Raw genomic sequence first — 25,264 nt, 5'->3', positions numbered from 1 at the left:
CTCAAGATGCCCCCGGTCTCTCCCAGGCGTCTCAACCGTCTTTCCAGTCCGTCAGGCCGTCCATCCGACCAACCAACACCGCCTCAGCAGCGCCGGTGAAGGGGTATTTACGGATTAGGTCCGGGACCTGCAACCCCCATTTTGAAAAAACTTCGCAATTCTCGGCGGAATCTTTCCTGTGTTAATAAAAACAATAGGTTAGCTTAATAACTCCCACGATATTCCCCATTTTTGCGGTTTGCGTCGGCCATTTTTCAGGGTCCCTCCGCGCGGTGCGGGTGGAATCGTGGCCGCGCGTCTTGGCAAGACCAGGACTCGGACACGACAAACGCCGCCACGGTTTCCCGTGACGGCGCTGATCATTGGAGCTGTTCCGCCTCAAGTCAGGTCGAAGCGGTCCGCGTTCATCACCTTGGTCCACGCCGACACGAAGTCACCAACGAATTTGGCGTCGGCGTCTTTCTGGCCGTAAACCTCGGCCAGTGCCCGGAGTTGTGAGTTGGAACCGAATACCAGGTCCACCCGGGTTCCGGTCCACTTCACCTCACCCGAAGCCCGATCCCGGCCTTCATACACTCCATTGGCGTCTGCCGCCGGTTTCCATTCGGTGCCCATGTCCAGCAGGTTGACAAAGAAGTCATTGCTCAGAACCCCGACCCGGTCTGTCAGGACGCCATGCGCCGTACCACCGAAATTCGCACCGAGAACGCGCATACCGCCGACCAGGGCGGTCATCTCGGGTGCCGACAGGGTCAACAGTTGCGCCTTGTCCACCAGCAACTCCTCAGGAGACACGCTGTACTCCTTGCGCTGGTAATTCCGGAACCCATCCGCGATCGGTTCAAGCGGGGCGAAGGATTCAGCATCGGTCTGGTCCTGCGTGGCATCCGTGCGGCCGGGCACAAAGGGAACATCGATGTCGTGCCCGGCGGCCTTGGCGGCCTTTTCGATCGCCGCAACGCCGCCCAGAACGATTACATCCGCAAGCGAAACCTTCTTGTTGCCAGACTGCGCGGCATTGAACTCGGCTTGCACCGCCGCAAGAGCGTCCAGCGCCTTGGACAGTTTCTCGGGCTCGTTGACGTCCCAGTCCTTCTGGGGCGCTAGCCGGATGCGGGCACCGTTGGCGCCACCGCGTTTGTCCGAGCCGCGGAAGGTTGAAGCCGAGGCCCATGCCGTCGCGACCAGTTCCGACACCGACAGGCCACAAGCCAGCAGCCGGGCTTTCAGGTCGGCCACGTCCGCGGCATCGATCAGATCATGGTCCACCGCCGGCACGTTGTCCTGCCAGATGAGCTCTTCGGCCGGCGCCTCGGGACCGATGTAGCGTGCCTTTGGCCCCATATCGCGATGGGTCAACTTGAACCACGCGCGAGCGAAGGCGTCAGCGAACTCGTCGGGGTTTTCGTGGAACCGCTTCGAGATCGGCCCATAGATCGGATCCATGCGCATCGCCATGTCGGCGGTGGTCATCATCGTCTTGACCTTTTTCGACGGGTCATGCGCAGCTGGTGCCATGTCCTCTTCCTTGACGCCGACCGGCTCCCAGATCCAGGCTCCGGCAGGGCTTTTGGTCAGGTTCCAGTCATAGCCGAACAGAAGGTCGAAATAGCCATTGTCCCACTTGATCGGGTTCGCGGTCCAGGCGCCCTCGATTCCGCTGGTCGTGGTATCGTCACCCTTGCCTGTGCCGAACTTGTTGATCCAGCCAAAGCCCATCTCTTCGATCGGCGCGGCCTCGGGTTCGGGACCGACCAGCGCCGGGTCCCCGGCACCATGCGCCTTGCCGAATGTGTGGCCACCGGCAACCAGTGCGACGGTCTCTTCATCGTTCATTGCCATCCGGGCAAAGGTGTCGCGGATGTCACGGCCCGAGGCCAGTACGTCCGGCTCTCCGTCCGGGCCTTCGGGGTTCACATAGATCAGGCCCATCTGCACGGCGGCCAGCGGATCTTCCAGATCGCGCTCGCCCGAGTAGCGGCTGTGCGGGTTTTCGGTCGGGGCCAGCCATTCGGTCTCGGCACCCCAATAGATGTCTTCCTCGGGCGCCCAGATGTCTTTCCGGCCGCCGGCAAAGCCGAAGGTCTTGCCGCCCATCGATTCGATGGCGCAGTTGCCGGCCAGGATTATCAGGTCGGCCCACGAAATCTGGTTGCCGTATTTCTGCTTGATCGGCCACAGCAGACGACGGGCCTTGTCGAGGTTGCCGTTGTCCGGCCAGCTGTTGAGCGGCGCGAACCGCTGGTTCCCGGTCGAGGCGCCGCCCCGCCCGTCAGCCGTCCGGTAGGTGCCGGCGCTGTGCCAGGCCATGCGGATGAACAGACCGCCATAATGGCCGTAATCCGCCGGCCACCAGTCCTGCGAATCCGTCATCAGGTCATACAAGTCCTGTTTCAACGCGTCATAGTCGATCTTCTTGAACGCGTCGGCATAGTTGAACTCGGCCCCCAGCGGATTGCCGGCCGGTTGGTGCTGGTGCAGTATCGCCAGGTTCAGCTGGTTGGGCCACCAGTCCCGGTTCGATCGGGTTCCGGCACCGTGCATGATGGGGCATTTGCCCGTGTTGGGGTTGTCGATTCCGTCCATCTCAATCTCCGATCCTGGCTGGTGTCAGTCTGTTTGCGAGGCAACCGTGCGTATGGCACGTCAAAAAGGGGCGGACCGCAGTCCGCCGGAATACCCAGAGTCATAGCAAATCCCAGTCATGAGAAAAAATTTTGTTTTCGGATTGATTTGATAGGTATTGGTTATGGCTCAACCGGGTTCTTTCCAACCGATCCCTATCCACATGACGCCGCGTTCCCCAACGCCCAGATTGCCTTTTGCCGCCGGTGCTTCAAACTGCGGGCCGTGACGCGCGACACCGCGCGGGCCACAGGGGAGGATCGCCATGCAATTCGACTACGTCATCGTCGGCGGAGGGTCCGCGGGCTGTGTGCTGGCCAACCGTCTGAGCGCCAATCCGGGCACGCGGGTCTGCCTGCTTGAGGCGGGCGGAGGCGGGAACAGCATTCTGGTGCGGATGCCTGCCGCTGTGGTCGCCATGCTGCCGGGGCGACCCAAGATCAACAACTGGGCCTTCGAGACGGTGCCGCAACCGGGGTTGAACGGTCGCAAGGGCTATCAGCCGCGCGGCCGCGCCTTGGGCGGGTCCAGCGCGATCAACGCAATGCTCTATGTGCGCGGGCAGCGGCAGGATTATGACGGCTGGGCCGATCTGGGCTGCGAGGGATGGGACTGGGACAGCGTTCTGCCCTATTTCAAGCGGTCCGAGAATAACGAACGCGGCGCGGATGATCTCCATGGCACCGACGGCCCGCTTCAGGTGTCCGATCAGAAAGAAGAACGCCCGATCACGCGCGCTTTCGTCGAGGCCGCCGCCCAGTTGCAGCACAAAGTGACCGACGATTTTAATCGCGGCGACAACGAAGGCGCGGGGCTGTACCAGGTCACCCAGTTCCATGACCCAGCCAAAAACGGCGAGCGGTGCTCGGCCGCCGCGGCCTATCTGCTTGACGTTATGGACCGGCCCAACCTGACGGTCATCACCGGGGCGCAGGCGCGAGAGATCACCTTTGACGGCCACCGCGCCACGGGCGTGATCTATCGCGAGGGCGGCAAGGGCGCCGACCTCACCGTCACCGCCGCGCGCGAAGTTCTGGTCTGTTCGGGCGCGCTGAAATCGCCGCAACTGCTGCAGCTGTCAGGCATCGGCGACCCCGAGGACCTGACCCCGCATGGCATCGCCGTCCGCCACGCGTTGCCGGGCGTGGGCAAGAACCTGCAGGATCACCTGGATTTCATCCTGGCCTACAAGACAAGGGACACCGACAATTTCGGCATCGGCGCCGCCGGTACGGTGGGGCTGATCAAACACCTTGTGCGGTGGCGCAAGACCGGGGTGTCGATGGCGGCCACCCCCTTTGCGGAAGGCGCGGCCTTTCTGAAGACCTCTCCCGATCGGGACCGCCCCGACATCCAGCTGCATTTCACCATCGCGCTGGTGGACGACCACGCGCGCAAACTGCATCTGGGGTATGGGTTCAGCTGCCATATCTGCAAACTGCGCCCCGAAAGCCGCGGCACCGTCTCGCTGCACAGCGCCGACCCCTTTGCCGCCCCGGCGATCGACCCGGCCTATCTGTCCGACCCGCGCGATCTGGACACGATGATCAAGGGCGCGCGGATGACGCGCGAGATCCTCGAGGCTCCGGCCCTCGCCAAATACCGCCACAAGGAAATGTTCGGCACCGACACCGCCCGGACCGACGCGGATTGGGAACGCCATATCCGCGCGCGGGCCGATACGATCTATCACCCCGTGGGCACCTGCAAGATGGGGGTGGATGACATGGCGGTGGTCGATCCGCAGCTGCGCGTGCGTGGGTTGCAGGGGCTGCGGGTGGTCGATGCCTCGGTCATGCCGACGCTGGTCTCGGGCAACACCAACGCGCCCACGATCATGATCGCGGAAAAGGCCGCCGACATGATCCTGGCAGATGTGGTCTGATCAACTGCCCTTCAACGTCTGATCCGCGTGCAGCGCCTCAAGGCCCACGCGGTAGTTGGGGTATTTCAACGTCACGCCCAGATCGGTCTTGATCCGGTCGTTCCGAACGCGCTTGTTCTCGTTGTAGAAACTGCGGGCCATCGGCGTCAGGTCGGCCGTGTCGAAATCCACCGCAGGCGGCAGCGGCAGGCCCTGAAGCTGCGCGGCATAGCCGATCACGTCCTGCGGCGGCACCGGTTCGTCATCGCAGACATTGTAGATCGCGCCCGGATCGGGACGGCGCATCGACGCCTCGAGCACTTGTGCGATGTCCTCGACATGAATGCGCGAAAACACCTGCCCCGGCTTGATGATCCGCCGCAGCCCGCCTTTTTTCAGCTTGGAAAACGGCCCCCGCCCCGGCCCGTAGATGCCCGCAAGGCGATAGATGTGCAGCGGCAGGCCGGGGATCGCGGCCCAGTCCTGCTCGGCTTGCAACCGCCAGCGCCCGCGCTCGGCCGTCGGGGTCGCCGGCGTGGTTTCATCGACCCAGCCCCCCTGATGGTCGCCATAGACGGCGGTGGTCGACAGGTACCCGACCCAGTCAAACTGCCCGGCGCGCGCGGCGATCTCATCCCGCAGGGCGGCCAGAACCGGATCTCCCTTGGCCGTGGGCGCGGTCGAAATCAGCAGATGCGTGACCCCGTCCAGATCGGGGGCTTCGCCCGGCCAGACCAGCGGTTTGGCCCCGGCGGCACGGATGGCGTCCTTCTCGGCGGCATCGCGGGTGGTTCCGACGATGCGCCAACCCTTGGCGGCCAGCCGGCGCGACAGGGCGCGGGCGGTATAGCCGTGCCCGAATGAAAAAAGCGTTCCAGTCATGGGCCATTGATGATCGCGCCGCCGGCGGGATGCAAGCGCCGGATGGCCGCACTTGATTCGAATCCCCGCCTGCGCCTTCATGATGTCATGAGTGATGACAAACCCAGCCTGCACGCGGCCTATGCGCTGAAAACTCCGGCAGACAACAAACGGCTCTATGCCGAATGGGCCGGAGATTACGATCGCGGATTCGCTGCGCGCGAGGATTACCAGCTGCATATCCACACCGCCCGCGCATTTGTCGGCGCCGGGGGCCAGGGTCCGGTGCTGGATGTGGGCGCGGGCACCGGCCTGTGCGGCGCGGTTCTGGCCGATCTGGGCGTGGGGCCGATCGATGCCACCGACATCAGTGCCGAAATGCTGGACAAGGCCATGCGCAAGGACATCTACCGCGACGCGATCGAGGCCGACCTGAACGAGGGCATCCCCGTTCCGCGCGACAGCTATTCGGGCATCGTGTCGTCGGGCACTTTCACCCACGGCCATCTTGGCCCCGAGGTTCTGCCCGCCCTGCTGCGGGCGGCCCGGCCCGGGGCGCAATTCGCCCTGTCGATCAACGCCAAACACTTCGAGGCGCTGGGATTCTCAACCGCCTTCGACAAGCTGCAGGCCGAGGGCCGGATCGAACATCTGACCCTAGCCCCGGTTCGTATCTACGGCGATCTGGCGGCCGGCCCCAACAAGGACGACACCGCGCTGATCGCCCTGTTCGAGAAAACCTGAACCGCCTCAGCGGCCTTTCCAGACCGGGTCACGCTTTTCGGCGAAGGCGCGGGCGCCTTCCAGATTGTCCTCGGAGCCATAGAGCACATCGACCGTCCGCAGTTGCCGCTTGGTAATACGGTTCATGATGTCCTGGAACTTGGAATCTTCGGCCTCGCGCACGATCTCCTTGATCGCGGCATAGACCAGCGGCGGGCCGCTTGCCAGCAGGCGCGCCAGCTCCCATGCCCGGTCCATCAACTGGTCAGCCGGGACGATCTCGTTGACTAGCCCCCAGCGATGCGCCTCTTCGGCGTCGAACCAGCGGCCGGTCAGCAGCAGTTCCATCGCAATGTGATAGGGGATGCGCTTGGGAAGCTTGACGCTGGCCGCGTCCGCCACCGTGCCCGAGCGGATTTCCGGCAGGGCAAAAGTGGCGTGATCGGCGGCCAGAATCATGTCGGCGCTCAGGGCTAGCTCCAGCCCGCCGCCGCAGGCAATCCCGTTCACGGCGGCAATCACCGGCTTGTTCATGTCGCGCAACTCCTGCAGGCCGCCGAAACCGCCAACGCCGTAATCGCCGTCCACCGCATCGCCTGCGGCTGCGGCCTTCAGGTCCCAGCCTGGGCAGAAGAACTTCTCGCCGCCCCCCGTCAGGATCGCCACCCGCAGGTCGGGGTCATCGCGAAAGTCGCGGAAGACCTCGCCCATCACCCGGCTGGTCGCCAAGTCGATCGCGTTCGCCTTGGGCCGGTCCAACGTGACCTGAAGGATTGCACCATCGCGGTAGGTTTTGATCGGGTTCATGGTCATGCCTTTCGGATCAGGGCATCAACGGCGACCACACTGTCGGCCGCGCAGATGAGAGGGTTGATTTCAACTTCGTCCACGACCGCCGCGTTGGCAATGACGTAGTTCTGCACCGCCATGGCCACCCGCACGACCGCATCGATATCCACGCCGGGCTTGCCCCGATATCCGCTCAACACGGGCGCACAGGCCAGCTTGCCCAGCGCGTCGCGGACCGCAGACGGCGTGGACGGGATCAGGATCGAGGTCGAGTCGCGCAGGATCTCGGTCAGAACCCCACCCGCCCCAAGGGTCAGCACATAGCCATGCGCCGGGTCGCGGGTGACGCCGATCAACAGCTCGACAATCCCGGCCGGGGCCATTTCCTCGATCAGAACCTCATCGGTGCCGATTGATCTCGCGACCTCGGGCAGATCTTGTCCAGAAACGCCCAGCCGCACCGCGCCATGTTCGGATTTGTGCGCCAGGCCAACGCCTTTCACCGCAAAGGACCCGCTCAGACCGTCCACCGCCTTTTCCGCCCGATCCGCCCGCGCGACGACCGAGCGGGGAACCGGCACGCCGCAAGCGGCCAGTTCGGCCTTGGCCTGGGCCTCGGTAAGTATGGTTGTGGCCGCATTGGCGGCGGGCAGCAAAACCGGCTCCTGCGGTTCGGGATGCGGGCGTGCTGCAGCGCGTGTCGCCGCCAGCGCCTCACGCAGCCCGGCAAAGGGCACAACACCGCCCGCCATCAACCGCTCGGCCACGTCTTCGGGCATCAGTTCCGGCAAGGTCGCGGCCACGGCAATGGGGCGACCGGTTTCGCGCGCGCAGGTCAACGCCGCACGGGTGGCGCAGTCCCAATCGGTGGCATCGGTGTGAGGGTAATCGACGATCGAGATCGTCATCGCCACATGCGGCCCCGTCATCGCCGACCACGCCCGTGCCATCGCGTCAGCGTCGCGCCAGATATAGGTGTGGTAGTCCAGTGGATTGGCCAGCGCCACCATCGGCCCCAGCGCCGCGCGCAGGCCCGAAACCTGCTCTGCGGCAAGCGGCGGAAAGTGCAGGCCGGATCCTTCGGCCATGTCGGCGGCCAAGCTGGCCTCACCACCGGAACAGCTGATCGTCGCCACTCCTGTCCCGTCCAGCGGCCCGGTGACATGCAACAGTTTCAGTGTTTCCAGAAACTCGGGCACGTCGTTCAGCCGCGCGATTCCCAGCCGGTCCAGAAACGCCTGCGCCCCGGCATCGCCCCCCGCCAGCGAGGCGGTGTGCGAAATGGTCGCCGCCTGCGCCTGTGCTGACCGCCCCACCTTGAGGGCCACGATCGGTACGCCCCGGTCACGCGCCTTGGCCGCCAGCGCTTCCCATTTGCGTAGGTCGCCGAAGCCCTCGACATGCAGGCCGATGGCGGTGATCCGGTCATCCTCCAGCAGCGCCATGGCGATTTCGGCCTGATGGGTCTGCGCCTGATTCCCGCAGGTCAGCATAAAGGCCAGCGGCAGCGCCCGGCGCTGCATGGTCATGTTGATGGCGATGTTCGAGCTTTGCGTCAGTATCGCGACGCCCCGGTCCACCGGGCGCATCCCGTGCTGGTCGGGCCAGATCGCCACCCGGTCCAACCCGTTGACGAAGCCGTAACAGTTGGGACCGAGGATCGGCATGTCCCCCGCTGCAGCCACAAGCTGCGCCTGCAGATCGGCCCCGTCGGCGTCCTCGGCCAGCGCTTCGGTAAAGCCCGAGGCGAAACACACCGCGCCGCCCGCGCCGATGCGGGACAGAGCCTCGACCGCCTCGATGGTGGCGCGGCGATTGATGCCGACAAAGGCCGCGTCGGGCGCTTGGGGCAGGTCTTCGACCCTGGCAAAGACGCGCTCGCCCGCCACCTCGTCGGCCTTGGGATGCACCGGCCAGACAGGGCCGGTGAACCCTAGTTTTCGCACCTGGCGGATGACCTCGGCGCACCATGCGCCCCCGCCAATCACCGCCAGCGAGCGGAACCCCAGCATCCGCCTCAGCGCGGCGAGCTTTCCCGGCGCGAGCGCACCCGCCGCGCCGCTGAGGCCCGGCGTCATGTTCACGCCCCCAACGCGCGCAGCAGGTCGCGGCTGATGATGTGGCGCTGGATCTCGCTGGTGCCGTCCCAGATTCGCTCGACCCGGGCATCGCGCCAGAAGCGTTCCAGCGGATAGTCATCCATCAGACCCATTCCGCCATGCACCTGGATCGCCGCATCGGTCACCCGCGCCAGCATTTCCGAGGCATAGAGCTTGGCCGAGGCGATCTCGCGATTGGCGGGCAGGCCCTTGTCCAGCCGGTCGGCGGCGGCCAGGGTCAGCAGGTCGGCGGCGTCGATCTCGGTGATCATGTCGGCGATCTGAAAGCTGACGCCCTGAAACTTGCCGATCTTCTGGCCAAACTGTTCGCGGGTGGCGGCATAGTCCAGCGCATAGTCGAAGGCCCGGCGGGCGCGGCCCACGCACATGGCCGCCACGGTGATGCGAGTGGCATACAGCCAGGTGTTCATCACCTCGAACCCGCCATCGACCTCGCCCAGCACCTGCGCATCGGGCAGGCGGCAGTCGTCGAATTCCAGCACCATGTTCTTGTAGCCGCGATGGCTGACCGACTTGTAGCCGTCGCGGATGGTGAAGCCCGGCGTGCCGCGATCGACCAGAAAGGCGGTGATGCGCTTCTTGGGGCCTTTCGGCGTCTGATCCTCGCCCGTGGCGATGAAGACGATGATGAAATCGGCATGTTCCGCGCCCGAGATGAAATGCTTGGTGCCGTTCACCACCCAATCGCCGCCGTCACGAACGGCGGAACATTTCATGCCCCGCACATCCGAACCCGCGCCCGGTTCGGTCATCGCCAGCGCATCCATCTTCTCGCCGCGCACGGCGGGCATCAGATAGCGTTCGATCTGATCCCCCTGACAGGCCATCAGGATGTTCTGTGGCCGCCCGAAGAAATGGTTCAGCGCAATCGACCCGCGCCCCAACTCGCGCTCGACCAGCGCGAATTCCAGGTGGTTCAACCCGGCGCAGCCCACGCTTTCGGGGAAATTGCAGGCATAGAATCCCAGCTCGATCGTCTTGCGCTTGATCTCGTCGGCGATCCCTTTCGGCACCTCGCCGGTGCGTTCGACCAGCTCTTCATGGGGATAGATCTCTTTTTGCACAAAGCTGCGGACGGTCGAGACGATCATCTCCTGCTCGTCGGTCAGGCCATATTGCATCGCGGGTCTCCGGTTTCTGGGCGTGCGATAATCCTGACGCGGCTTGCCGCCACAATAATGCAGAACTAGACTTCAATCATGCAGAAATGGACCAAATCACCCGCCGCACCGCAGCGATTCGGGGTGCTGCTGTTCGACGGGTTCTCGAACCATTGCCTGGCCAACACGGTCGAGCCGCTGCGCGCGGCCAACACGTTGTCGGGTCAGCGACTGTATGACTGGCAATTCCTGTCACTTGATCCGAGGCCGGTCACGTCATCCTCAGGGTTGCAGGTGGCGCCCCATGCGGCGCTTACGGATGCGGATGGGGATATGCTGCTGGTGATGCCCTCCTACGGGTTTCAGGCACATGGTGGTTGGCGCACCCAGGCGGGGTTGCGTGCGGCGACGCGGCGCTTTCGAACCCTCGCCGGGCTGGACACCGGCAGTTGGCTGCTGGCCCAGGCCGGATTGCTGAACGGCCACCGCGCCACGATCCATTGGGAGGAACTGACCGCGTTCACCGAGCGATTCCCCGAAGTCGAGACCTGCCGCGAGCGCTATGTCATCGACGGTGACCGCATCACCTGCTCGGGCGCCATGGCCGCCTTTGATCTGGTGATGCACCTGATCGGGCAGGATCACGGTCAGGCGCTGGCACTGGAAGTCGCGCAGCTGTTCATGACGCGCGACTCCGCCCGGTCACATTCCGGCGGCGCAGGCTCGGCCAGTTCGCATGTCAACAAGGCGCTGGCACTGATGCAGGAAAATCTCGAGACCCCTCTGCCGATCCCCGAGATCGCCCGGCGCGTGGGACGGTCGCAAAAAGCACTGGAATCCCGGATGCGGGCGGACTTGGGGGCCGGGCCGGCTAAGGTCTATCGTCGGATGCGTCTGAACCTTGCGCGCAAGCTGGCCGCGGAAACCGACCTGAGTATCGCCGAAATCGCTCTGCGCGCGGGCTATGAAGACCCCAGCGCGCTGACCCGCGCCTTTCGGGCCGAGTTCGGTCTCAGTCCACGAGCCCTGCGCAGCCGGTCCGGCTAGGTATACATCTGTTTCTTGTAGGCCCGCGTCCGCGTCGTCGCCTCGGCCGACCCGTCGTGGTAGGTGCCGAACCACTTGTCGAACGGGATCTCGGACGTGCCGTAGTTGCACTCGAAATACCGGTGGTGCAGCTGGTGAAAGAAATCGCCGGCCCGCGCGGCGTCCGTATCCCCCGCTTTCAGCTTCTCGAACCCCGAATGGGACAGGACCGGGCTGATCTGCTGGAAATAGACATGGAACAGCAGGTGCAGCGGGTTTGAGGGCACGATCAGGTGGATGAAATAGGTCGTGAAGTACAGCAGGTTCTCGTACCAGTGGTTCGAGATGCCCGACCACGGCCCAACATTGACGTTGCGGTGATGTACCGCGTGCACATGCTTGTACAGTTTCGGATGATGCTCCAGCCGGTGCACCCAATAGAAATGCAGACCCGACCACATCGGGATGAACAGCATCCAGACCACGCACCAGACCGGCGCGCTGGTCCAAGTGACTGTTGGCGCATACCCGTTGGCCATTGCCCAGTAGATCACCCATTGATAGACGGTCGCCACCGTCATGGCGCTGCCCAGCGTCCACCAGATGTTGTCCCAGACCTGATTGCGGAAGGTGAAGGTTCCGTTGTCGCGGGTCAGGTCGCGGCGATCGAACTTTTTGTACATACCCTGCCCCTTGCGCATGTACAGCCACCAGTGCAGCCCGCCCGCAACAAGGATCTGAGGCACCATGTTCAGCAGCCAGACGCGGAACATCCAGCCCGGCGCAAAGCTTTGCATCGCATCGAGCGGCGGCAGGAACAACACATAAGCCGCCAGCGCCAGCACCAGGCACAGGGTCAGCGCGGTGATCTGCAACCATGCACCGCCGTACCATTTCACAACCGCCATCGGTCTGGGCGGCCAGCTGAACAAAGGGTTCAACGCCACAGGGTCAGACGGCCGATAGTGCCAACGGGCGGCTTCGGGATCATGCGATGCATCGGTCATGACAAAACCCTCTAGGTGGCGTAGTCCGAGCCTTCGGAGTCCAGAACGGCCTTGATCTCGCGCAGATGCGCAGCGGCCTGATCGGGATAGTCGTCCAGTTCCTGCGCGGTCTTTTCCGCGATTTCATCCGACAGCACCCGCAATGGCAGGCCCGTCTGAAGGGCGCGGATATAGGTCTCGGCGGCGCGCTCGAAATAATAGAGTCTATTAAAGGCATCGGCCGCATCGCTGCCGATCACCAGCACCCCGTGGTTGCCCATGATCATGACCTTCTTTTTCGGGTCCTGCAGCATTCCAGCGCAACGCTCACCCTCGCTTTCAAAGGCCAAACCGCCGAATTCGTCATCAATGACATAGCGGTTGAAAAAGGTCGCAGTGTTCTGGTCGATCGGCGGCAAGTTGCTGTCGGCCAGCGAGGCCAGGACGGTGGCAAAGATCGAATGCACATGCATCACGCAACGCGCATTGGGGCATTTGCGGTGAATCGAGCCATGCAGACCCCATGCGGTGGGGTCCGGTGCGCCGGGCTTGCTCATTGTGTCGGGATCGTTGGCATCAAGCAGCAGCAGGTCCGAGGCACGGATGCGCGCGAAATGCATCTGGTTCGGGTTCATCAGGAACTGCGTGCCATCCTCGTTCACGGCAAGGCTGAAGTGATTGGCGACCGCTTCGTGCATGTTCAACCGCTCGGTCCAGCGGAAGGCGGCGGCAATGTCCACGCGCTCCTGCCAATGGTCGATATTCCGTTTCAGACTGGTGACGCTCATCCGGGGGGCTCCATTCGGCTTGGACAGGTGGCTGGTGAAAACCGTGCCGGGCCGGGGCGCAATTGACCAACGAAAAAATCGCCGCTTTGGCATAAGCCCAGCTTATGGCAGGGTTATGCGATGAGAAACCCGCTCCCCCCCCTCGGTTGGCTGCGCACGTTCGAGGCCGCGGCCCGCCACCTGTCGTTCACCGGCGCAGCGCGTGATCTGAACATGACGCAAAGCGCCGTCAGCCAGCAGATCAAATCGCTCGAAGGCTATCTGGGCCAACCTCTGTTTCACCGGCGCCCCCGCGCATTGGGGCTGACCGAGGCCGGAATCACCTATCTGCCCGTCGTACGCGAGGCGTTCCGGACGCTGGTGCGTGGCACCCAGGCCGTGACCGGGCAGCAGGAAAATACCGTTCAGGTGCAGTGCAACATCACCTTCTCGGTGAACTGGCTGGCCCCCCGCCTGCCCGCCTTCCGCGTGCTGCACCCCGATGTCCGCCTGAACATCTTCACCGAGTTGTGGGAGCCGCGCGAGATGGCCGAAGGCGCGGCGGTGGAAATCCGTTATTCCCTGCGCCCGGCCGACACGGTCCGAACCGAGCTTTTGCGCAGCGATCACTATTACCCGGTCTGCGCCCCCGGTTTCCCGGTCACGCTGGAGACCCTTCAGCGGCAACCGCTCTACGATTGCTCAAACCTGCTGTCGAACTGGGCCAGTTGGGCCGAAGATCAGGGTCTAAACTGGGAGAATCCGCCGATTACCTATGCCACGACCTATATGGTCGGCCTGTCCGTCGCGATGGCCGGAGGCGGGCTGTGTCTGGCCCATGACACGATCGCCAGACGCCTTCTGGACGATGGCCGCCTAATCGCGCCGTTCGAGCATCGCGCACCGATGCCCGAGGCCTATTACCTGCTGCTGTCGCCCCAGGCCGAGGAGACCCCGGGTGCCGTGGCCTTTGCCGAGTGGATCAGGGCGGAAATCGCGGCCGAGCAACACCGCGCCTGACTTTCAACCGTCCTTGGGGCGGCTGGCGACCCAGGCATAGCCGTTCTCGCACAGGATATAGGTCTCGCGCAGGCCATGGGGCTTGTCGGTCGGCTCCTGCAGGACGACTGCACCAGCGGACCTGGCGCGCTCCGCCGCCTCGTCCGGGTCGGTGTCGTACAGGTGGATCTCGATCCCGCCACCGCGTGGGGGCGTTTCGGGAACCAGCCCCAGCAGCGGGTTGGAATGATAGGTGCCGTCCGAATGCAACTGAAACACCTGAGCGCCATAGGTGACGATGGCGAAATCCGCCGTCACCTGATGGGATTTCAGGCCAAAAACAGTCTCTAAAAATGCGCATTCCGCCGGGACATCGCGCACCAGCAGGTTCAGCCCGATCCCGCGCAGGCTGCGGCCGAAACTGTCGGCATCCATGGTTTCGTAATCCATGTCCCTACCAGACCCCGCATCGCGGCGCGGATCAAGCATTTGCTGCCCCGCAATCGGTCGGATGACGGTTTCATGAAGGTGGCACGGCAGGGGTTGCACCTTCCGATGCATTCGGGAAAGTTGTGCCATGGAATACGCACCCTTCCCATCCTGGCCCGACGTCGCCCCCCGCCTGATCGCCGTTGCCGCCGGCCGCGAAGCCGCCGACATGGTCATTCGCGGCGGGATCTGGATCAACGTGCACAGCCGCGAGGCGCTGCCCGATCACTCCATCGCCATCGCCGAAGGTCGCATCGCCTATGTCGGCCCCGACGCTGGCCATTGCATCGGCCCCGACACGCAGATCATCGAAGCCAAGGGCCGCTACATGATCCCCGGCCTGTGCGACGCGCATATGCACATCGAATCCGGCATGCTGACCCCGGCCGAATTCGCCCGCGCGGTGATCCCGCATGGCACCACGTCGATGTTCACCGACCCGCATGAGATCGCCAACGTACTGGGGCTGGACGGCGTGCGGATGATGCATGACGAGGCGCTTATGCAGCCAGTCAACATCTTCACCCAGATGCCGTCCTGCGCGCCCTCGGCGCCGGGGCTGGAAACCACCGGCTATGAGATCACCGCCGAAGACGTGGCCGAGGCGATGACCTGGCCCGGCATCATCGGGCTGGGCGAGATGATGAACTTTCCCGGTGTGATCAACGCCGACCCCAAGATGCTGGCTGAGATCGCCGCCACCCAGCGCGCGGGCAAGACGGTGGGCGGACACTATGCATCCCCTGATTTAGGGCCTGATTTTGCAGCCTATGTCGCCGGCGGCCCGGCGGATGACCACGAAGGCACCTGCGAGGCCGACGCCATTGCCCGCGTGCGGCAGGGGATGCGGTCGATGATGCGGCTGGGCTCGGCCTGGTATGACGTGGAAAGCCAGATCACCGCCGTCACCGAAAAGGGGCTGGACCCGCGCAACTTCATCCTGTGCACCGATGACTGCCACTCGGGCACGCTGGTGAACGAGGGTCACATGAACCGCGTCGTGAGCCATGCCATCGCCTGTGGCTGCGACCCGCTGATCGCCCTGCAGATGGCCACGATCAACACCGCCACCCATTTCGGGCTTGAGCGCGAGATCGGCTCGATCACGCCGGGCCGCCGGGCGGACGTGATCCTCAGTTCGAACCTGACTGAACTGCCGATCGAGATGGTCGTAGCGCGCGGACAGGTGGTGGCCGAAAATGGCGCGATCACGGTGGATTGCCCGCATTACGACTGGCCCGACCGGGCACGCAACACGGTGCATCTGGGCCATGCCATGACCGCCGCCGATTTCGAGATCCCCGCGCCAAACGGCGCCAACCGCGTTTGCGCCAACGTGATCGGCGTGGTCGAGAACCAGGCCCCTACCCAGGCGCTGAAGGCCGAGCTGCCGATCATCGGCGGGCTGGTCGAGGGCGAAGGTGACGTCTGCCAGATCGCGCTGGTCGAACGGCACCGGGGCACGGGCGGCGTCACCAACGCATTCGTGTCGGGCTTTGGCTATCAGGGCCGAATGGCCATGGCCTCGACCGTGGCGCATGACAGCCACCACATGATCGTGGTCGGCACCGACCGCGAGCAAATGGCGCTGGCCGCCAATCGTCTGGCCGAAGTGGGCGGCGGCATCACCATCTTCCGTGATGGCGAAGAGCTGGCGCTGGTCGAACTGCCCATTGCGGGCCTGATGTCCGACAGCCCTGCCGCGGACGTCGCGGCCAAGGCGCAGAAAATGGTCGAGGCGATGCAGGCCTGCGGCTGTCAGTTGAACAACGCCTATATGCAGCACTCGCTGCTGGCCCTTGTCGTCATCCCCGAACTGCGGATATCCGATCTGGGACTGGTGGATGTCCGAACATTCGAAAAAATTGACCTTCTGGAACCCCTCGCATGACAAAAATAACAACTCCCGACCCACGGGACCCCGAGATTTTCACCGATGCCGCCGCAGCCGTTGCCCGGCTGGAAGAGCTGTATAACGAGGCCACCGCCTTTCTGTGCGAAAGCTTTGCCGAGGCGATGGAAAGCGGCGCGCCCAAGGTCCGGTACAGAGCCTATTACCCGGAAATCCGTATCCGTACGGCGTCTTACGCGCATGTGGACAGCCGCCTGAGCTTTGGTCACGTGTCCGAGCCGGGGGTTCATGCCACTACCGTGACCCGGCCGGATCTGTTCCGGTCCTACCTCACGCAGCAGATCGCGCTGCTGATCAAGAACCACAACCAGCCGGTGACCATCGGCCCTTCGACCACACCGATGCCGGTGCATTTCGCCGTGGCCGGCAACCCCGATCTGGTGGTGCCGCATCAGGGTGCGGCCGGGTTCACCCTGCGCGACGTGTTCGACGTGCCCGACCTGACCACCACCAATGACGACATCGTCAACGGTGTGCACGAACCGCAGGATGGCGTCGGCCCGCTGGCCTTGTTCACCGCGCAGCGCATCGACTATTCGCTGGCCCGGCTAGCCCACTATACCGCCACCGATCCGGACCATTTCCAGAACCACGTTCTGTTCACCAACTACCAGTTCTATGTCTCGGAATTCGAGAACTACGCCCGCGCGCAACTGGCCGACCCGAACAGCGGCTATACCAGTTTCGTCTCGACCGGGAATGTCGAGATCACCGACCCCGACGCGCCGCTGGAACAGCCGCTGAAACTGCCGCAAATGCCGACCTATCACCTGAAACGCGCCGACGGGTCGGGGATCACGCTGGTCAATATCGGCGTCGGCCCATCCAACGCCAAAACCGCCACCGATCACATCGCGGTGCTGCGACCACACGCCTGGCTGATGGTCGGCCACTGTGCGGGGCTGCGCAACACGCAGGCTCTGGGGGATTTCGTGCTGGCCCATGCCTATCTGCGCGAAGACAAGGTGCTGGACGACGATCTGCCCGTCTGGGTCCCGATCCCGCCGCTGGCCGAAGTTCAGGTCGCGCTGGAACGCGCCGTGGCCGAAGTGACCGAGCTGGAAGGCTATGAGCTGAAGCGGATCATGCGCACCGGCACGGTGGCTTCGGTCGACAACCGAAACTGGGAACTGCGCGACCAATCCGGCCCGGTGCAACGGTTGAGCCAGTCGCGCGCGATCGCGCTGGACATGGAAAGCGCCACGATCGCCGCAAACGGCTATCGCTTCCGCGTTCCCTACGGCACTTTGCTGTGCGTATCCGACAAGCCCCTGCATGGAGAATTGAAGTTGCCCGGCATGGCGTCCGAGTTCTATACAACCCAGGTCAGCCGCCATCTGGCGATCGGAATCCGCGCGATGGAACACCTGCGAGGCATGCCGCTGGAACGTTTGCACAGCCGGAAATTGCGCTCGTTCGACGAAACGGCCTTCCTCTGACGCAAAAAAGCAACGAAATCCCCATATTTTTTGGGGTTTCGGTGCTACTATTCGTTGTGTTCGCCCACAATATCCCGTTACAGTTACGCGGTGAGGCCCAATAGATCGGGCACGTTAAGGAGACCAAGAAATGGCAAAGCCTATGACGAAGACTCAGCTGGTTGCTGCTCTCGCTGAGGAAATGGGAACCGACAAGAAATCCGCGAACGCGGCGCTGGAGGCGATCACTGGCCTGATCACCCGCGAAGTTTCGGCCGGAGGCGCTGTGACCCTGCCGGGCGTCGGCAAGATCTACTGCCGCGAGCGCCCCGAGCGTCAGGTGCGCAACCCGGCCACTGGTGAGACCTTCACCAAAGAAGCCGACAAGGTTGTGAAGATGACCATCGCCAAGGCCCTGAAGGACAGCGTCAACAGCTGATCCGCGCCTTAGGCAAAACGATCAAGGGCCGCGATTTCGCGGCCCTTTTTCTTTGGTATTTGTTTACCGGGTCCGTTGGACCAGACCCGGTGTTCTCGTGGGTCGAGCTCAGTGAACAGTCTCGACCTTGTGGAAATCCAAGTCCCGATCTTCGGGCATCGAGTCGATGCTCATCACCTCTTTGCGCTTGGCGATCAGGATATAGACCACGCAGGCGAGGTAGAGGCCAACCACCACGGCGCCAATCCACTGAATCTGCAGCCACTGGCTCTGGAACAGAAGCGTCAGCACAAACAGAAGCACCACATTGCCGGCAACATAGGCCGTCTTGCCGAAGCGTTCGACCGTCATGTTCAGGTTGTCGGTATAGAGCCTGATCAGCGAGTCCAGTGAGTTGATCACGAACGTCACGCCGACGATCACCATCGCGATGTTGGTGATGCCTGCGGTGCTGATGCCGTTCAGGTGATAGTAGTAAAGCACGCTGAACCAGATCGCCAAGGGGATCGACGGAAAGATCAGCAGCGCCGCCAGCAATTGCCAGGTGGTCAGCCCTCCGACAAAGCGCGAGGTGAACTGACCGATCATGATCGACCAGGCAAACCACCAGAACAGGTAGAAGGCGTGATAGTCGGTCAGAGGCAGTACGAACTTGTGGATATTGGCGAAATACGCCCCGATATTGCTGCTGGTTTCCACGAAACCCGCAAGGCCCATACCGGCCGCGGCCCACATGCCAAGGATCAGTGCCAGGAACAGAAACGTCGAGCCGACAGAAAGAATCCGCACGTATTTCAGGTCAGTCGAGGAATAGGCCGCGGCCAGAATGACGACAAACACGATGATGTAAAACGTGGTCACTACGGACTCGCCATCACCAACTTCGGGCAGGTATCCGGGCAGGTAGATCAGGAACAGGCTGGCGGTGAAAGCGCAGGTCCCGATGATCACCACATTGTTGATCAGCTTGACCACCGGGATTTCAAAGAACTGCACTCGGGGTTCGATGACGCAGAAATAGAAGGCCGTCAGGAAATAGAAGGCCCAGATCAGAAAACCCCAGAACCCGAACTCAATCGCCAGCGGGTTTGCGAAGGCATAGGCTGGATCTTCGGCATAGCCGCCGAATTCGGTCAGCGGGAACATGATCAGCCCGACATCCAGGCCGGATGTGAACAGGATCGCGATGAAAGTGAACAGATGAACAGGTGTTACGCCCACGCACCGCAGGTTCCACCATTTCACGACGAAGAACGCTACCAGCCCAAGAGCAAGCAGGACCCCGAATGACAGGATGTATTCCAGTAGCACCGACAAACCTCCCTTTAGATGTCAGATCACCGAGCGGATATCTTTAATTGGCTAGTCAATCAATAAAACCGACATCTAGGGAAAACTTGCGTGCACCATGTGTCTTTTTTGACGCTCGGGCGCTTGTGGCCTGCGGGAAAATCGGAAACAGTCGCCGCACGTTCAAACAGGAGCGGTCATGGATCTGCGCGCCATCGCCATGGGGCTGGCCTTTGCCTTCATCTGGTCGTCGGCCTTCACGTCGGCGCGGATCATCGTCGCGGATGCCTCGCCGCTGTTTTCACTGGCGGTTCGCTTCCTGATTTCCGGCATCCTGGGTGTCGCAATCGCCCGGGCCATGGGCCAGAGCTGGCGCCTGACGCGGTCGCAATGGTACGCGACCATCCTGTTCGGAATCTGCCAGAATGCCCTGTATTTGGGTCTGAATTTCTATGCAATGCAAACGGTCGAGGCCTCGGTCGCGGCGATCATCGCCTCGACCATGCCGCTCTTGGTGGCGCTGGCCGGTTGGCTGCTGTTCGGGGAACGGTTACGCCCGCTGGGTGTTCTGGGTCTGCTGGCCGGGTTCGCCGGCGTGGCCTTGATCATGAGCAGCCGGATCAGCGCCGGGATCGACCTGTTTGGAGTTGCTCTCTGCGGGTTGGGCGCGCTGGCGCTGACCTTCGCCACGCTGGCCGTGCGCGGCGCGACCTCGGGCGGGAATTTCATGATGGTCGTCGGTTTGCAGATGTTCGTCGGGTCGGCGGTTCTGTTCATCGCCGCCCCGTTGTTCGAGACGATCTATGTCCGTCCAACCTGGCCGCTGGCGTTGGCCTTCACCTACACGACCCTGTTCCCCGGCCTGCTGGCCACTCTGATCTGGTTCCTGCTGCTCAACCGGATCGGGCCGATCCGCGCGGCGACCTTCCATTTCCTCAACCCGGTGTTTGGGGTCACGATCGCCGCGATTCTGCTGGGTGAGCGGTTGGGCGCAATGGATGCCGTCGGCGTTGCGGTCACCACGCTGGGCATTCTGGCCGTGCAGTTGTCACGCCAGCCGGTTCAGCGCAGCAGCGCCTCGACCTGACTGCGCAGCTTGCGAGAGTCCGGCCGGGTCGTCGACCCAAAGGTCGCCACGACCTCGCCATCGGGACTCAGCAGGATCTTGTTGAAATTCCAGCCCGGCACAAACCCGGTTTCGGCCGCGACCGCCTTGTAGAACGGGTGGGCCTGCGGGCCGGTCACGGGGGTGATGTCGGTCATGGGCAGGGTCAGGTCATAGTTCAGCTCACAGAACTCCTTGACCTCGCTGGCGGTTTCCAATTCCTGGTTGAAGGAGTCCGACGGGACCGCCAGAACCACCAAACCTTCGGGTCCATAGGTGTCCTGCAGCTTTTGCAGCCCGGAATACTGCCCGGTAAACCCACATTGCGAGGCCGTGTTGACCACCAGAACCGGCTGGCCACGCCAGTCCGACAGCGACAGCGTGCCGCCATCGATCGACGGGAACTCTCCGGACACGGGCGCGGCCTGCACCGTTCGACCGATCAACAACAAGGCAGACAACAGCAACATTCTGAACATGGCGTGACCTCCTCTTTGGTAATGATACGCTCGAAGCACGGCGGCAGATCACCCGCACGATCGCGCGAGCCGGGTGAAACAGGGCTTTGCTTTTGTCGCGGCGCACCCCAAATATCTCGGCAACGTATGCAATGCCGGAGGACCCATGCCCAAATATACCAAAGATCCATCGGTTGTCGCGGCTCTGTCGCCCGAGGAATTCCACGTCACCCAGCGCAACGGGACCGAACGCCCCGGCACCGGAAAGCACCTGAACAACAAGGAACCCGGCATTTACGTGGATATCGTATCGGGCGAGCCGCTGTTCGCCTCGACCCACAAATACGAATCGGGCTGCGGCTGGCCCAGTTTCACCAAACCCATCGTGCATGACCACGTCACCGAGCTTGAGGACCGCTCGCTGGGGATGATCCGGACCGAGGTCCGCTCGAAACACGGCGACAGTCACCTGGGCCATGTGTTTCCCGATGGTCCGCTGGATCAGGGTGGGCTACGCTATTGCATCAACTCCGCCGCGCTGCGGTTCATCCATCGTGACGACATGGAGGCCGAGGGCTATGGCGAATACCTCGATCAAGTGGAGGACCCGAAATGACCGAACAACGCGCCGTTCTGGCCGGAGGCTGCTTCTGGGGCATGCAGGACCTGATCCGCAAGCTGCCCGGCGTTCTGCGCACCCGCGTCGGATATACCGGCGGCGACGTGCCCAACGCGACCTATCGCAACCACGGCACCCATGCCGAAGGGATCGAGATCTGGTTCGACCCCGCAAAGATCACCTATCGCGATCTGCTCGAGTTCTTTTTCCAGATCCACGACCCGACCACCGTGAACCGTCAGGGCAATGACATCGGGATGAGCTATCGCTCGGCCATCTATTACTGCGACGAAACGCAGAAACAGATCGCGCTGGACACGATCGCCGATGTGGATGCCAGCGGGCTGTGGCCCGGCAAGGTCGTGACCGAGGTCGAACCCGTCGGCGATTTCTGGGAGGCCGAGCCCGAGCATCAGGACTACCTTCAGCGTATCCCCAACGGCTATACCTGCCACTTTCCGCGCCCGGACTGGGTTCTGCCCAAACGCAGCAGCGCTGCCGAATAAAGTTCAGCCGACGGCCACCCGCGGGCGGCCGCTGGCTTCGACGGTAAGCATCGCCTCGACGAAGACATCCTTGCCTTCGATCCGGGCGGTGCGGATGTCGCGGTTGACGATCACGCGGATATCCTCGGCCCCGGCCTCGCGCACGGCGCTTTCGGTCTCGCGCCGCAGTTCGGCCTCCAGCAGGTCCAACGCGGGTTCGGGTTCGGGGAAATCCTGCGGCCCGTCGTTCAGATGCACGCGGTACCGGCCTTCGGACGGGGCGGTCACCGTGCCCGCCCGCCGCATGGTCAGCCGCCCCACGACGGCCCCGATCGCGTTGGCCACCCCGGCATGGTCGGGCAGCACCATGGTGCAGCGCAGCCGCTCGCCGACCGCCGGGTAATAGCTCGGCGCCGAGGCACCCAGCCCGACCACATCCACGTTCAGCCTCGTGTCCAACGCCAGCAGACCGCGATGCCCGCGCAAGCCCCGCCGCGTCAGCACATGGCGCGCCAGATCCTCGGGCGGCAGGCCGAACGCCTCGGCCTCTTCCGCAAAAGCAGTCTCTAACAAGGTTAAAACGGTCTGCTCGGTCAACTGATCCACGATCATCCCGGCCAGTTCATCGGCCGAGCCCGCCAGCCGGTCGCCCGACCCCACACGACGGCGCGCAATCAACTCCAGCGCCTTGCGCGCGGCATCGGCATCCCAATCGGACAGGCGCCCCAGAACGTGGCTGGCATCCGACGGCGTCACCCCCGAAACCTGAACGATCCCGCGATCCACCAGCCGGGTCAGAGCACCGTTTTCCATCCGGGTGCGCAACAGGGCGCTCAGGGGCAGAACCTTGTCCCCCAGCCGCTCCAGCAGCCCCGCCTCGCGCGGGCCCAGACCCTCGGCGTGGATGCCGGGCACGCGGCGGGCGAAACGGGTGTCGTGCTCGCCCACCGTGGTCGCGCGCAACTGCTCGTCCAGCGCGGCATGGACCACCCCGGGCGCCTGGGCCGCGATCAGCGACACCGGCAGCACCCGGCGCGGACCCAGGAACACACCGCCGCGCAGGCCCTCCGTCACCACATGCACCTGGCTGTCACCGCCCAGACCATGGGTGCGCATCGCCACCGCCTCGACCATGGTGCGGAACCCGCCAACCCGGGCGCCCGCCGGGTCGATCGCCGGCTTTCCGTCGCGGATCAGAGCCACATCGGTCGTCGTCCCTCCGATATCCGACACCAGTGCGTCCTGAACTCCGGTCAGCCAGCGCGCCCCCACGATCGAGGCCGCCGGACCGCTGAGAATCGTTTCGATCGGCCGCTCCCGCGCCTGCTCGGCGCTCATCAAGGCGCCATCCCCGCGCACCACCATCATCGGCGCGTCGATGCCCAGCTCGAGCAGAACATCCTGCGCCCGGCCGATCAGGCGGTCGATCATTCCGATCAGACGTGCGTTCAGCACTGCCGTCACCGCACGTTTCGGCCCGTTCAACTTGGCCGACAACTGATGCGAGCAGGTCACCGGCGCGCCGGTCTTTGCGGCGATGATCCGCGCGACCTCAAGCTCGTGCGCGGGGTTGCGCGTGGCGAACTGGGCTGCGACCGCGAACCCGGAAATCCCGGACTGCTGGTCCAGAAATTCGGTCAACGCCCCTGTATCCAACGGCGCGGCCTCGGCCCCGGCATGGCTGTGCCCGCCCGCGATCACCAGCGCCGGGTCACCCTTCAGCGCATCGCGCAGCCCATGCCTGTCCAGATCGCCGTCCCGAAACCCGACATAGATCAGCGCAACGCGCCCGCCCTGCCCCTCGACCAGCGCGTTCGTGGCCAGCGTCGTCGACAGCGACGCCATCGAGATCTGAACGGGCGCGACCTGCGCCTGGTCCAGCACCGCCCGGATCGCCCGCCCGACGCCGATCGCCAGATCCTCGCGTGTGGTCAGGGACTTGGCCGAGGCGATCACCTCTTCCTCGTCTCGGATCAGCACCGCATCGGTGTAGGTTCCACCGGTATCCACGCCCAAAGCCAACGCCATCGGGATCTCCATCCTGTTCGCAGTCACGGGTGTAGCGGTTTGAACCGACGCGTCCAGCCTGTTTGCGGCATTCACGACAGTTGTTCGACCGCCCAGCGCGCCGCGTCGGCCACCGTGGGGTCGGCATCCTCGATCAACGCCTGCGCGACCGGAATCAACTCCGACGACCCGGAATTGCCGATGGCATACAGAACGTTTCGCACGAACCGGTCGCGCCCGATCCGCTTGATCGGAGAACCCGAGAATCTGGCCCGGAACGCCGCATCGTCCAACCCGGCCAGTTCCGCCAGCGGCGGCGCCATCAGGTCTTGGCGCGCGGCATAGCGGATGTCGCTGGCCGCCACCGCGAACTTGTTCCACGGGCAGGCGGCCAGACAATCATCACAACCATAGATGCGATTGCCCAGCTTGCCGCGCAACTCCTGATCCACCGGCCCCTTGTGCTCGATGGTCAGATAGGAAATGCAACGCCGCGCATCCAGCTGGTAGGGCGCCGGGAAGGCATCCGTAGGGCAGGCATCCAGACAGGCCCGACACGACCCGCAATGATCCACTTCCGGAGGATCCGCTGGCAGGTTCAGAGTAGTGAAAACAGACCCTAAAAAGGCCCAATTGCCCCAATCCCGGCTGACCAGATTGGTATGTTTGCCCTGCCACCCCAACCCGGCCGCATGGCCCAGTGCTTTCTCGGGCACCGGCGCGGTATCGACGAACACCTTCACCTCGCCCCCGGCCTCGGCAATCAGCCACCGGGCCAGCCGCTTCAGCCGCTTCTTGACCAGATCGTGGTAATCCCTGTTCTGCGCATAGACCGAGATCGCCCCGCGATCGGGTCGCCCCAGAACCTCGGTCGGATCATGATCCGGCGTGTAACTCTCGGCCAGCATGATGACCGAGCGCGCCTCGGGCCACAGCTGCGCCGGATCCCCCCGCCAATGGGTCCGTTCGGCCATCCAGCCCATCTGCCCGTGATAGCCCGCCGCCAGAAAGGCCTCCAACCGCGCAGGCACTTCCGGCACGTCCCAAGGTCGGCAGATCCGGCACGCCACGAACCCTTCGGCCCGGGCCTGCGCCACCAACCTGTCCTTCAATGCCGTCGCGCTGTTCATCTGGCCCAAAATATCCTCGGGGGTGAATTGGCCGAACGGGCCAAGAGGGGGC

General features: G+C 63.7%; 22 protein-coding genes. 10 read left to right on the top strand and 12 right to left on the bottom strand.

Annotation, left to right across the window (positions count from 1 at the left end; genetic code table 11):
• Nucleotides 1-378: 378 nt before the first annotated feature.
• Nucleotides 379-2,586, bottom strand: coding sequence for a catalase/peroxidase HPI (gene katG / locus ACR0NY_RS13745; protein ID WP_170368937.1), 2,208 nt, complete (start codon nt 2,584-2,586; stop codon nt 379-381).
• A 304-nt stretch (nt 2,587-2,890) separates the two neighbouring features.
• On the opposite strand from katG, the gene ACR0NY_RS13740 reads away from it, so the two are divergent.
• Nucleotides 2,891-4,510 carry a GMC family oxidoreductase gene (locus tag ACR0NY_RS13740; protein WP_170368938.1) on the top strand — a complete coding sequence of 540 codons (1,620 nt, stop codon included), beginning with the start codon at nt 2,891-2,893 and terminating at the stop codon, nt 4,508-4,510.
• Here the strand turns inward: ACR0NY_RS13740 and ACR0NY_RS13735 are convergent, their stop codons facing one another.
• Nucleotides 4,511-5,371 (bottom strand): SDR family oxidoreductase, encoded by an 861-nt coding sequence (locus tag ACR0NY_RS13735; protein WP_170368939.1) that lies wholly within the window; start codon nt 5,369-5,371, stop codon nt 4,511-4,513.
• Nucleotides 5,372-5,413: 42 nt separating this feature from the next.
• Here ACR0NY_RS13735 and ACR0NY_RS13730 point away from each other — a divergent pair, with 42 nt between their 5' ends.
• Entirely contained in the window at nt 5,414-6,094 is a 681-nt protein-coding gene (locus ACR0NY_RS13730) for a class I SAM-dependent methyltransferase (protein WP_170368940.1), read from the top strand.
• Nucleotides 6,095-6,100: 6 nt separating this feature from the next.
• On the opposite strand, the gene ACR0NY_RS13725 is transcribed toward ACR0NY_RS13730, so the two are convergent.
• The 3 genes from ACR0NY_RS13725 to ACR0NY_RS13715 are packed head-to-tail and all read right to left on the bottom strand — an operon-like array spanning nt 6,101 to nt 10,103.
• Entirely contained in the window at nt 6,101-6,880 is a 780-nt protein-coding gene (locus ACR0NY_RS13725) for a carnitinyl-CoA dehydratase (protein ID WP_437342586.1), read from the bottom strand.
• 2 nt (nt 6,881-6,882) lie between these two features.
• Complete coding sequence (locus ACR0NY_RS13720; protein WP_170368942.1) at nt 6,883-8,940, bottom strand: acetate--CoA ligase family protein; 2,058 nt, start codon at nt 8,938-8,940, stop codon at nt 6,883-6,885.
• A gap of 2 nt (nt 8,941-8,942) precedes the next feature.
• Nucleotides 8,943-10,103, bottom strand: a complete 1,161-nt coding sequence (locus tag ACR0NY_RS13715; protein WP_170368943.1) for an acyl-CoA dehydrogenase family protein — start codon at nt 10,101-10,103, stop codon at nt 8,943-8,945.
• Between the two features lie 78 nt (nt 10,104-10,181).
• On the opposite strand from ACR0NY_RS13715, the gene ACR0NY_RS13710 reads away from it, so the two are divergent.
• Nucleotides 10,182-11,129, top strand: a complete 948-nt coding sequence (locus tag ACR0NY_RS13710; protein ID WP_170368944.1) for a GlxA family transcriptional regulator — start codon at nt 10,182-10,184, stop codon at nt 11,127-11,129.
• Here the strand turns inward: ACR0NY_RS13710 and ACR0NY_RS13705 are convergent.
• Nucleotides 11,126-12,115, bottom strand: a complete 990-nt coding sequence (locus ACR0NY_RS13705) for a sterol desaturase family protein (protein ID WP_170368945.1) — start codon at nt 12,113-12,115, stop codon at nt 11,126-11,128. The genes ACR0NY_RS13710 and ACR0NY_RS13705 overlap by 4 nt on opposite strands.
• An 11-nt stretch (nt 12,116-12,126) precedes the next feature.
• On the bottom strand, nt 12,127-12,882 hold the full coding sequence (locus tag ACR0NY_RS13700) for a class II aldolase and adducin N-terminal domain-containing protein (protein WP_170368946.1): 756 nt from the start codon (nt 12,880-12,882) through the stop codon (nt 12,127-12,129).
• 120 nt (nt 12,883-13,002) lie between these two features.
• Here ACR0NY_RS13700 and ACR0NY_RS13695 point away from each other — a divergent pair, with 120 nt between their 5' ends.
• Nucleotides 13,003-13,881: a LysR family transcriptional regulator gene (locus tag ACR0NY_RS13695; protein WP_170340572.1), complete on the top strand. Its 879-nt coding sequence runs from the start codon at nt 13,003-13,005 to the stop codon at nt 13,879-13,881.
• 3 nt (nt 13,882-13,884) lie between these two features.
• Here the strand turns inward: ACR0NY_RS13695 and ACR0NY_RS13690 are convergent, their stop codons facing one another.
• Nucleotides 13,885-14,310 (bottom strand): VOC family protein, encoded by a 426-nt coding sequence (locus ACR0NY_RS13690; RefSeq protein ID WP_170341441.1) that lies wholly within the window; start codon nt 14,308-14,310, stop codon nt 13,885-13,887.
• Between the two features lie 127 nt (nt 14,311-14,437).
• Here ACR0NY_RS13690 and ade point away from each other — a divergent pair, with 127 nt between their 5' ends.
• The 3 genes from ade to ACR0NY_RS13675 all read left to right on the top strand — a co-directional run bounded on the left by ade (nt 14,438) and on the right by ACR0NY_RS13675 (nt 18,118).
• A complete protein-coding gene (gene ade, locus ACR0NY_RS13685) occupies nt 14,438-16,240 on the top strand; it encodes an adenine deaminase (RefSeq protein ID WP_170368947.1) in 1,803 nt (600 codons plus the stop codon).
• Nucleotides 16,237-17,700, top strand: a complete 1,464-nt coding sequence (locus tag ACR0NY_RS13680; protein WP_170340576.1) for an AMP nucleosidase — start codon at nt 16,237-16,239, stop codon at nt 17,698-17,700. The genes ade and ACR0NY_RS13680 overlap by 4 nt, the downstream gene beginning before the upstream one ends.
• 130 nt (nt 17,701-17,830) lie before the next feature.
• Nucleotides 17,831-18,118: an HU family DNA-binding protein gene (locus tag ACR0NY_RS13675; protein ID WP_170340577.1), complete on the top strand. Its 288-nt coding sequence runs from the start codon at nt 17,831-17,833 to the stop codon at nt 18,116-18,118.
• 108 nt (nt 18,119-18,226) lie between these two features.
• On the opposite strand, the gene ACR0NY_RS13670 is transcribed toward ACR0NY_RS13675, so the two are convergent.
• Complete coding sequence (locus ACR0NY_RS13670; protein WP_170369239.1) at nt 18,227-19,423, bottom strand: BCCT family transporter; 1,197 nt, start codon at nt 19,421-19,423, stop codon at nt 18,227-18,229.
• Nucleotides 19,424-19,607: 184 nt separating this feature from the next.
• Between ACR0NY_RS13670 and ACR0NY_RS13665 the strand changes: the two genes are divergently transcribed.
• Entirely contained in the window at nt 19,608-20,495 is an 888-nt protein-coding gene (locus ACR0NY_RS13665; RefSeq protein WP_170368948.1) for a DMT family transporter, read from the top strand.
• Here the strand turns inward: ACR0NY_RS13665 and ACR0NY_RS13660 are convergent.
• Nucleotides 20,471-20,992, bottom strand: a complete 522-nt coding sequence (locus ACR0NY_RS13660; protein ID WP_170363901.1) for a glutathione peroxidase — start codon at nt 20,990-20,992, stop codon at nt 20,471-20,473. The genes ACR0NY_RS13665 and ACR0NY_RS13660 overlap by 25 nt on opposite strands.
• Nucleotides 20,993-21,137: 145 nt before the next feature.
• On the opposite strand from ACR0NY_RS13660, the gene msrB reads away from it, so the two are divergent.
• Together msrB and msrA are read left to right on the top strand one after the other, a co-directional pair.
• Nucleotides 21,138-21,587, top strand: coding sequence for a peptide-methionine (R)-S-oxide reductase MsrB (gene msrB / locus ACR0NY_RS13655; protein ID WP_005979690.1), 450 nt, complete (start codon nt 21,138-21,140; stop codon nt 21,585-21,587).
• A complete protein-coding gene (gene msrA, locus ACR0NY_RS13650; protein WP_005979692.1) occupies nt 21,584-22,096 on the top strand; it encodes a peptide-methionine (S)-S-oxide reductase MsrA in 513 nt (170 codons plus the stop codon). The genes msrB and msrA overlap by 4 nt, the downstream gene beginning before the upstream one ends.
• 3 nt (nt 22,097-22,099) lie before the next feature.
• On the opposite strand, the gene ACR0NY_RS13645 is transcribed toward msrA, so the two are convergent.
• Both ACR0NY_RS13645 and queG read right to left on the bottom strand, forming a co-directional pair.
• Nucleotides 22,100-24,103 (bottom strand): hydantoinase/oxoprolinase family protein, encoded by a 2,004-nt coding sequence (locus tag ACR0NY_RS13645; RefSeq protein WP_170368949.1) that lies wholly within the window; start codon nt 24,101-24,103, stop codon nt 22,100-22,102.
• A 71-nt stretch (nt 24,104-24,174) separates the two neighbouring features.
• Nucleotides 24,175-25,212, bottom strand: a complete 1,038-nt coding sequence (queG, locus tag ACR0NY_RS13640) for a tRNA epoxyqueuosine(34) reductase QueG (protein ID WP_170368950.1) — start codon at nt 25,210-25,212, stop codon at nt 24,175-24,177.
• Nucleotides 25,213-25,264: the final 52 nt, after the last annotated feature.

This window comes from Ruegeria sp. BJ5, from assembly GCF_056537865.1.
The sequence above is the reverse complement of the archived record's forward strand: the minus strand, read 5'-3'. Positions and strand labels throughout refer to the sequence as shown.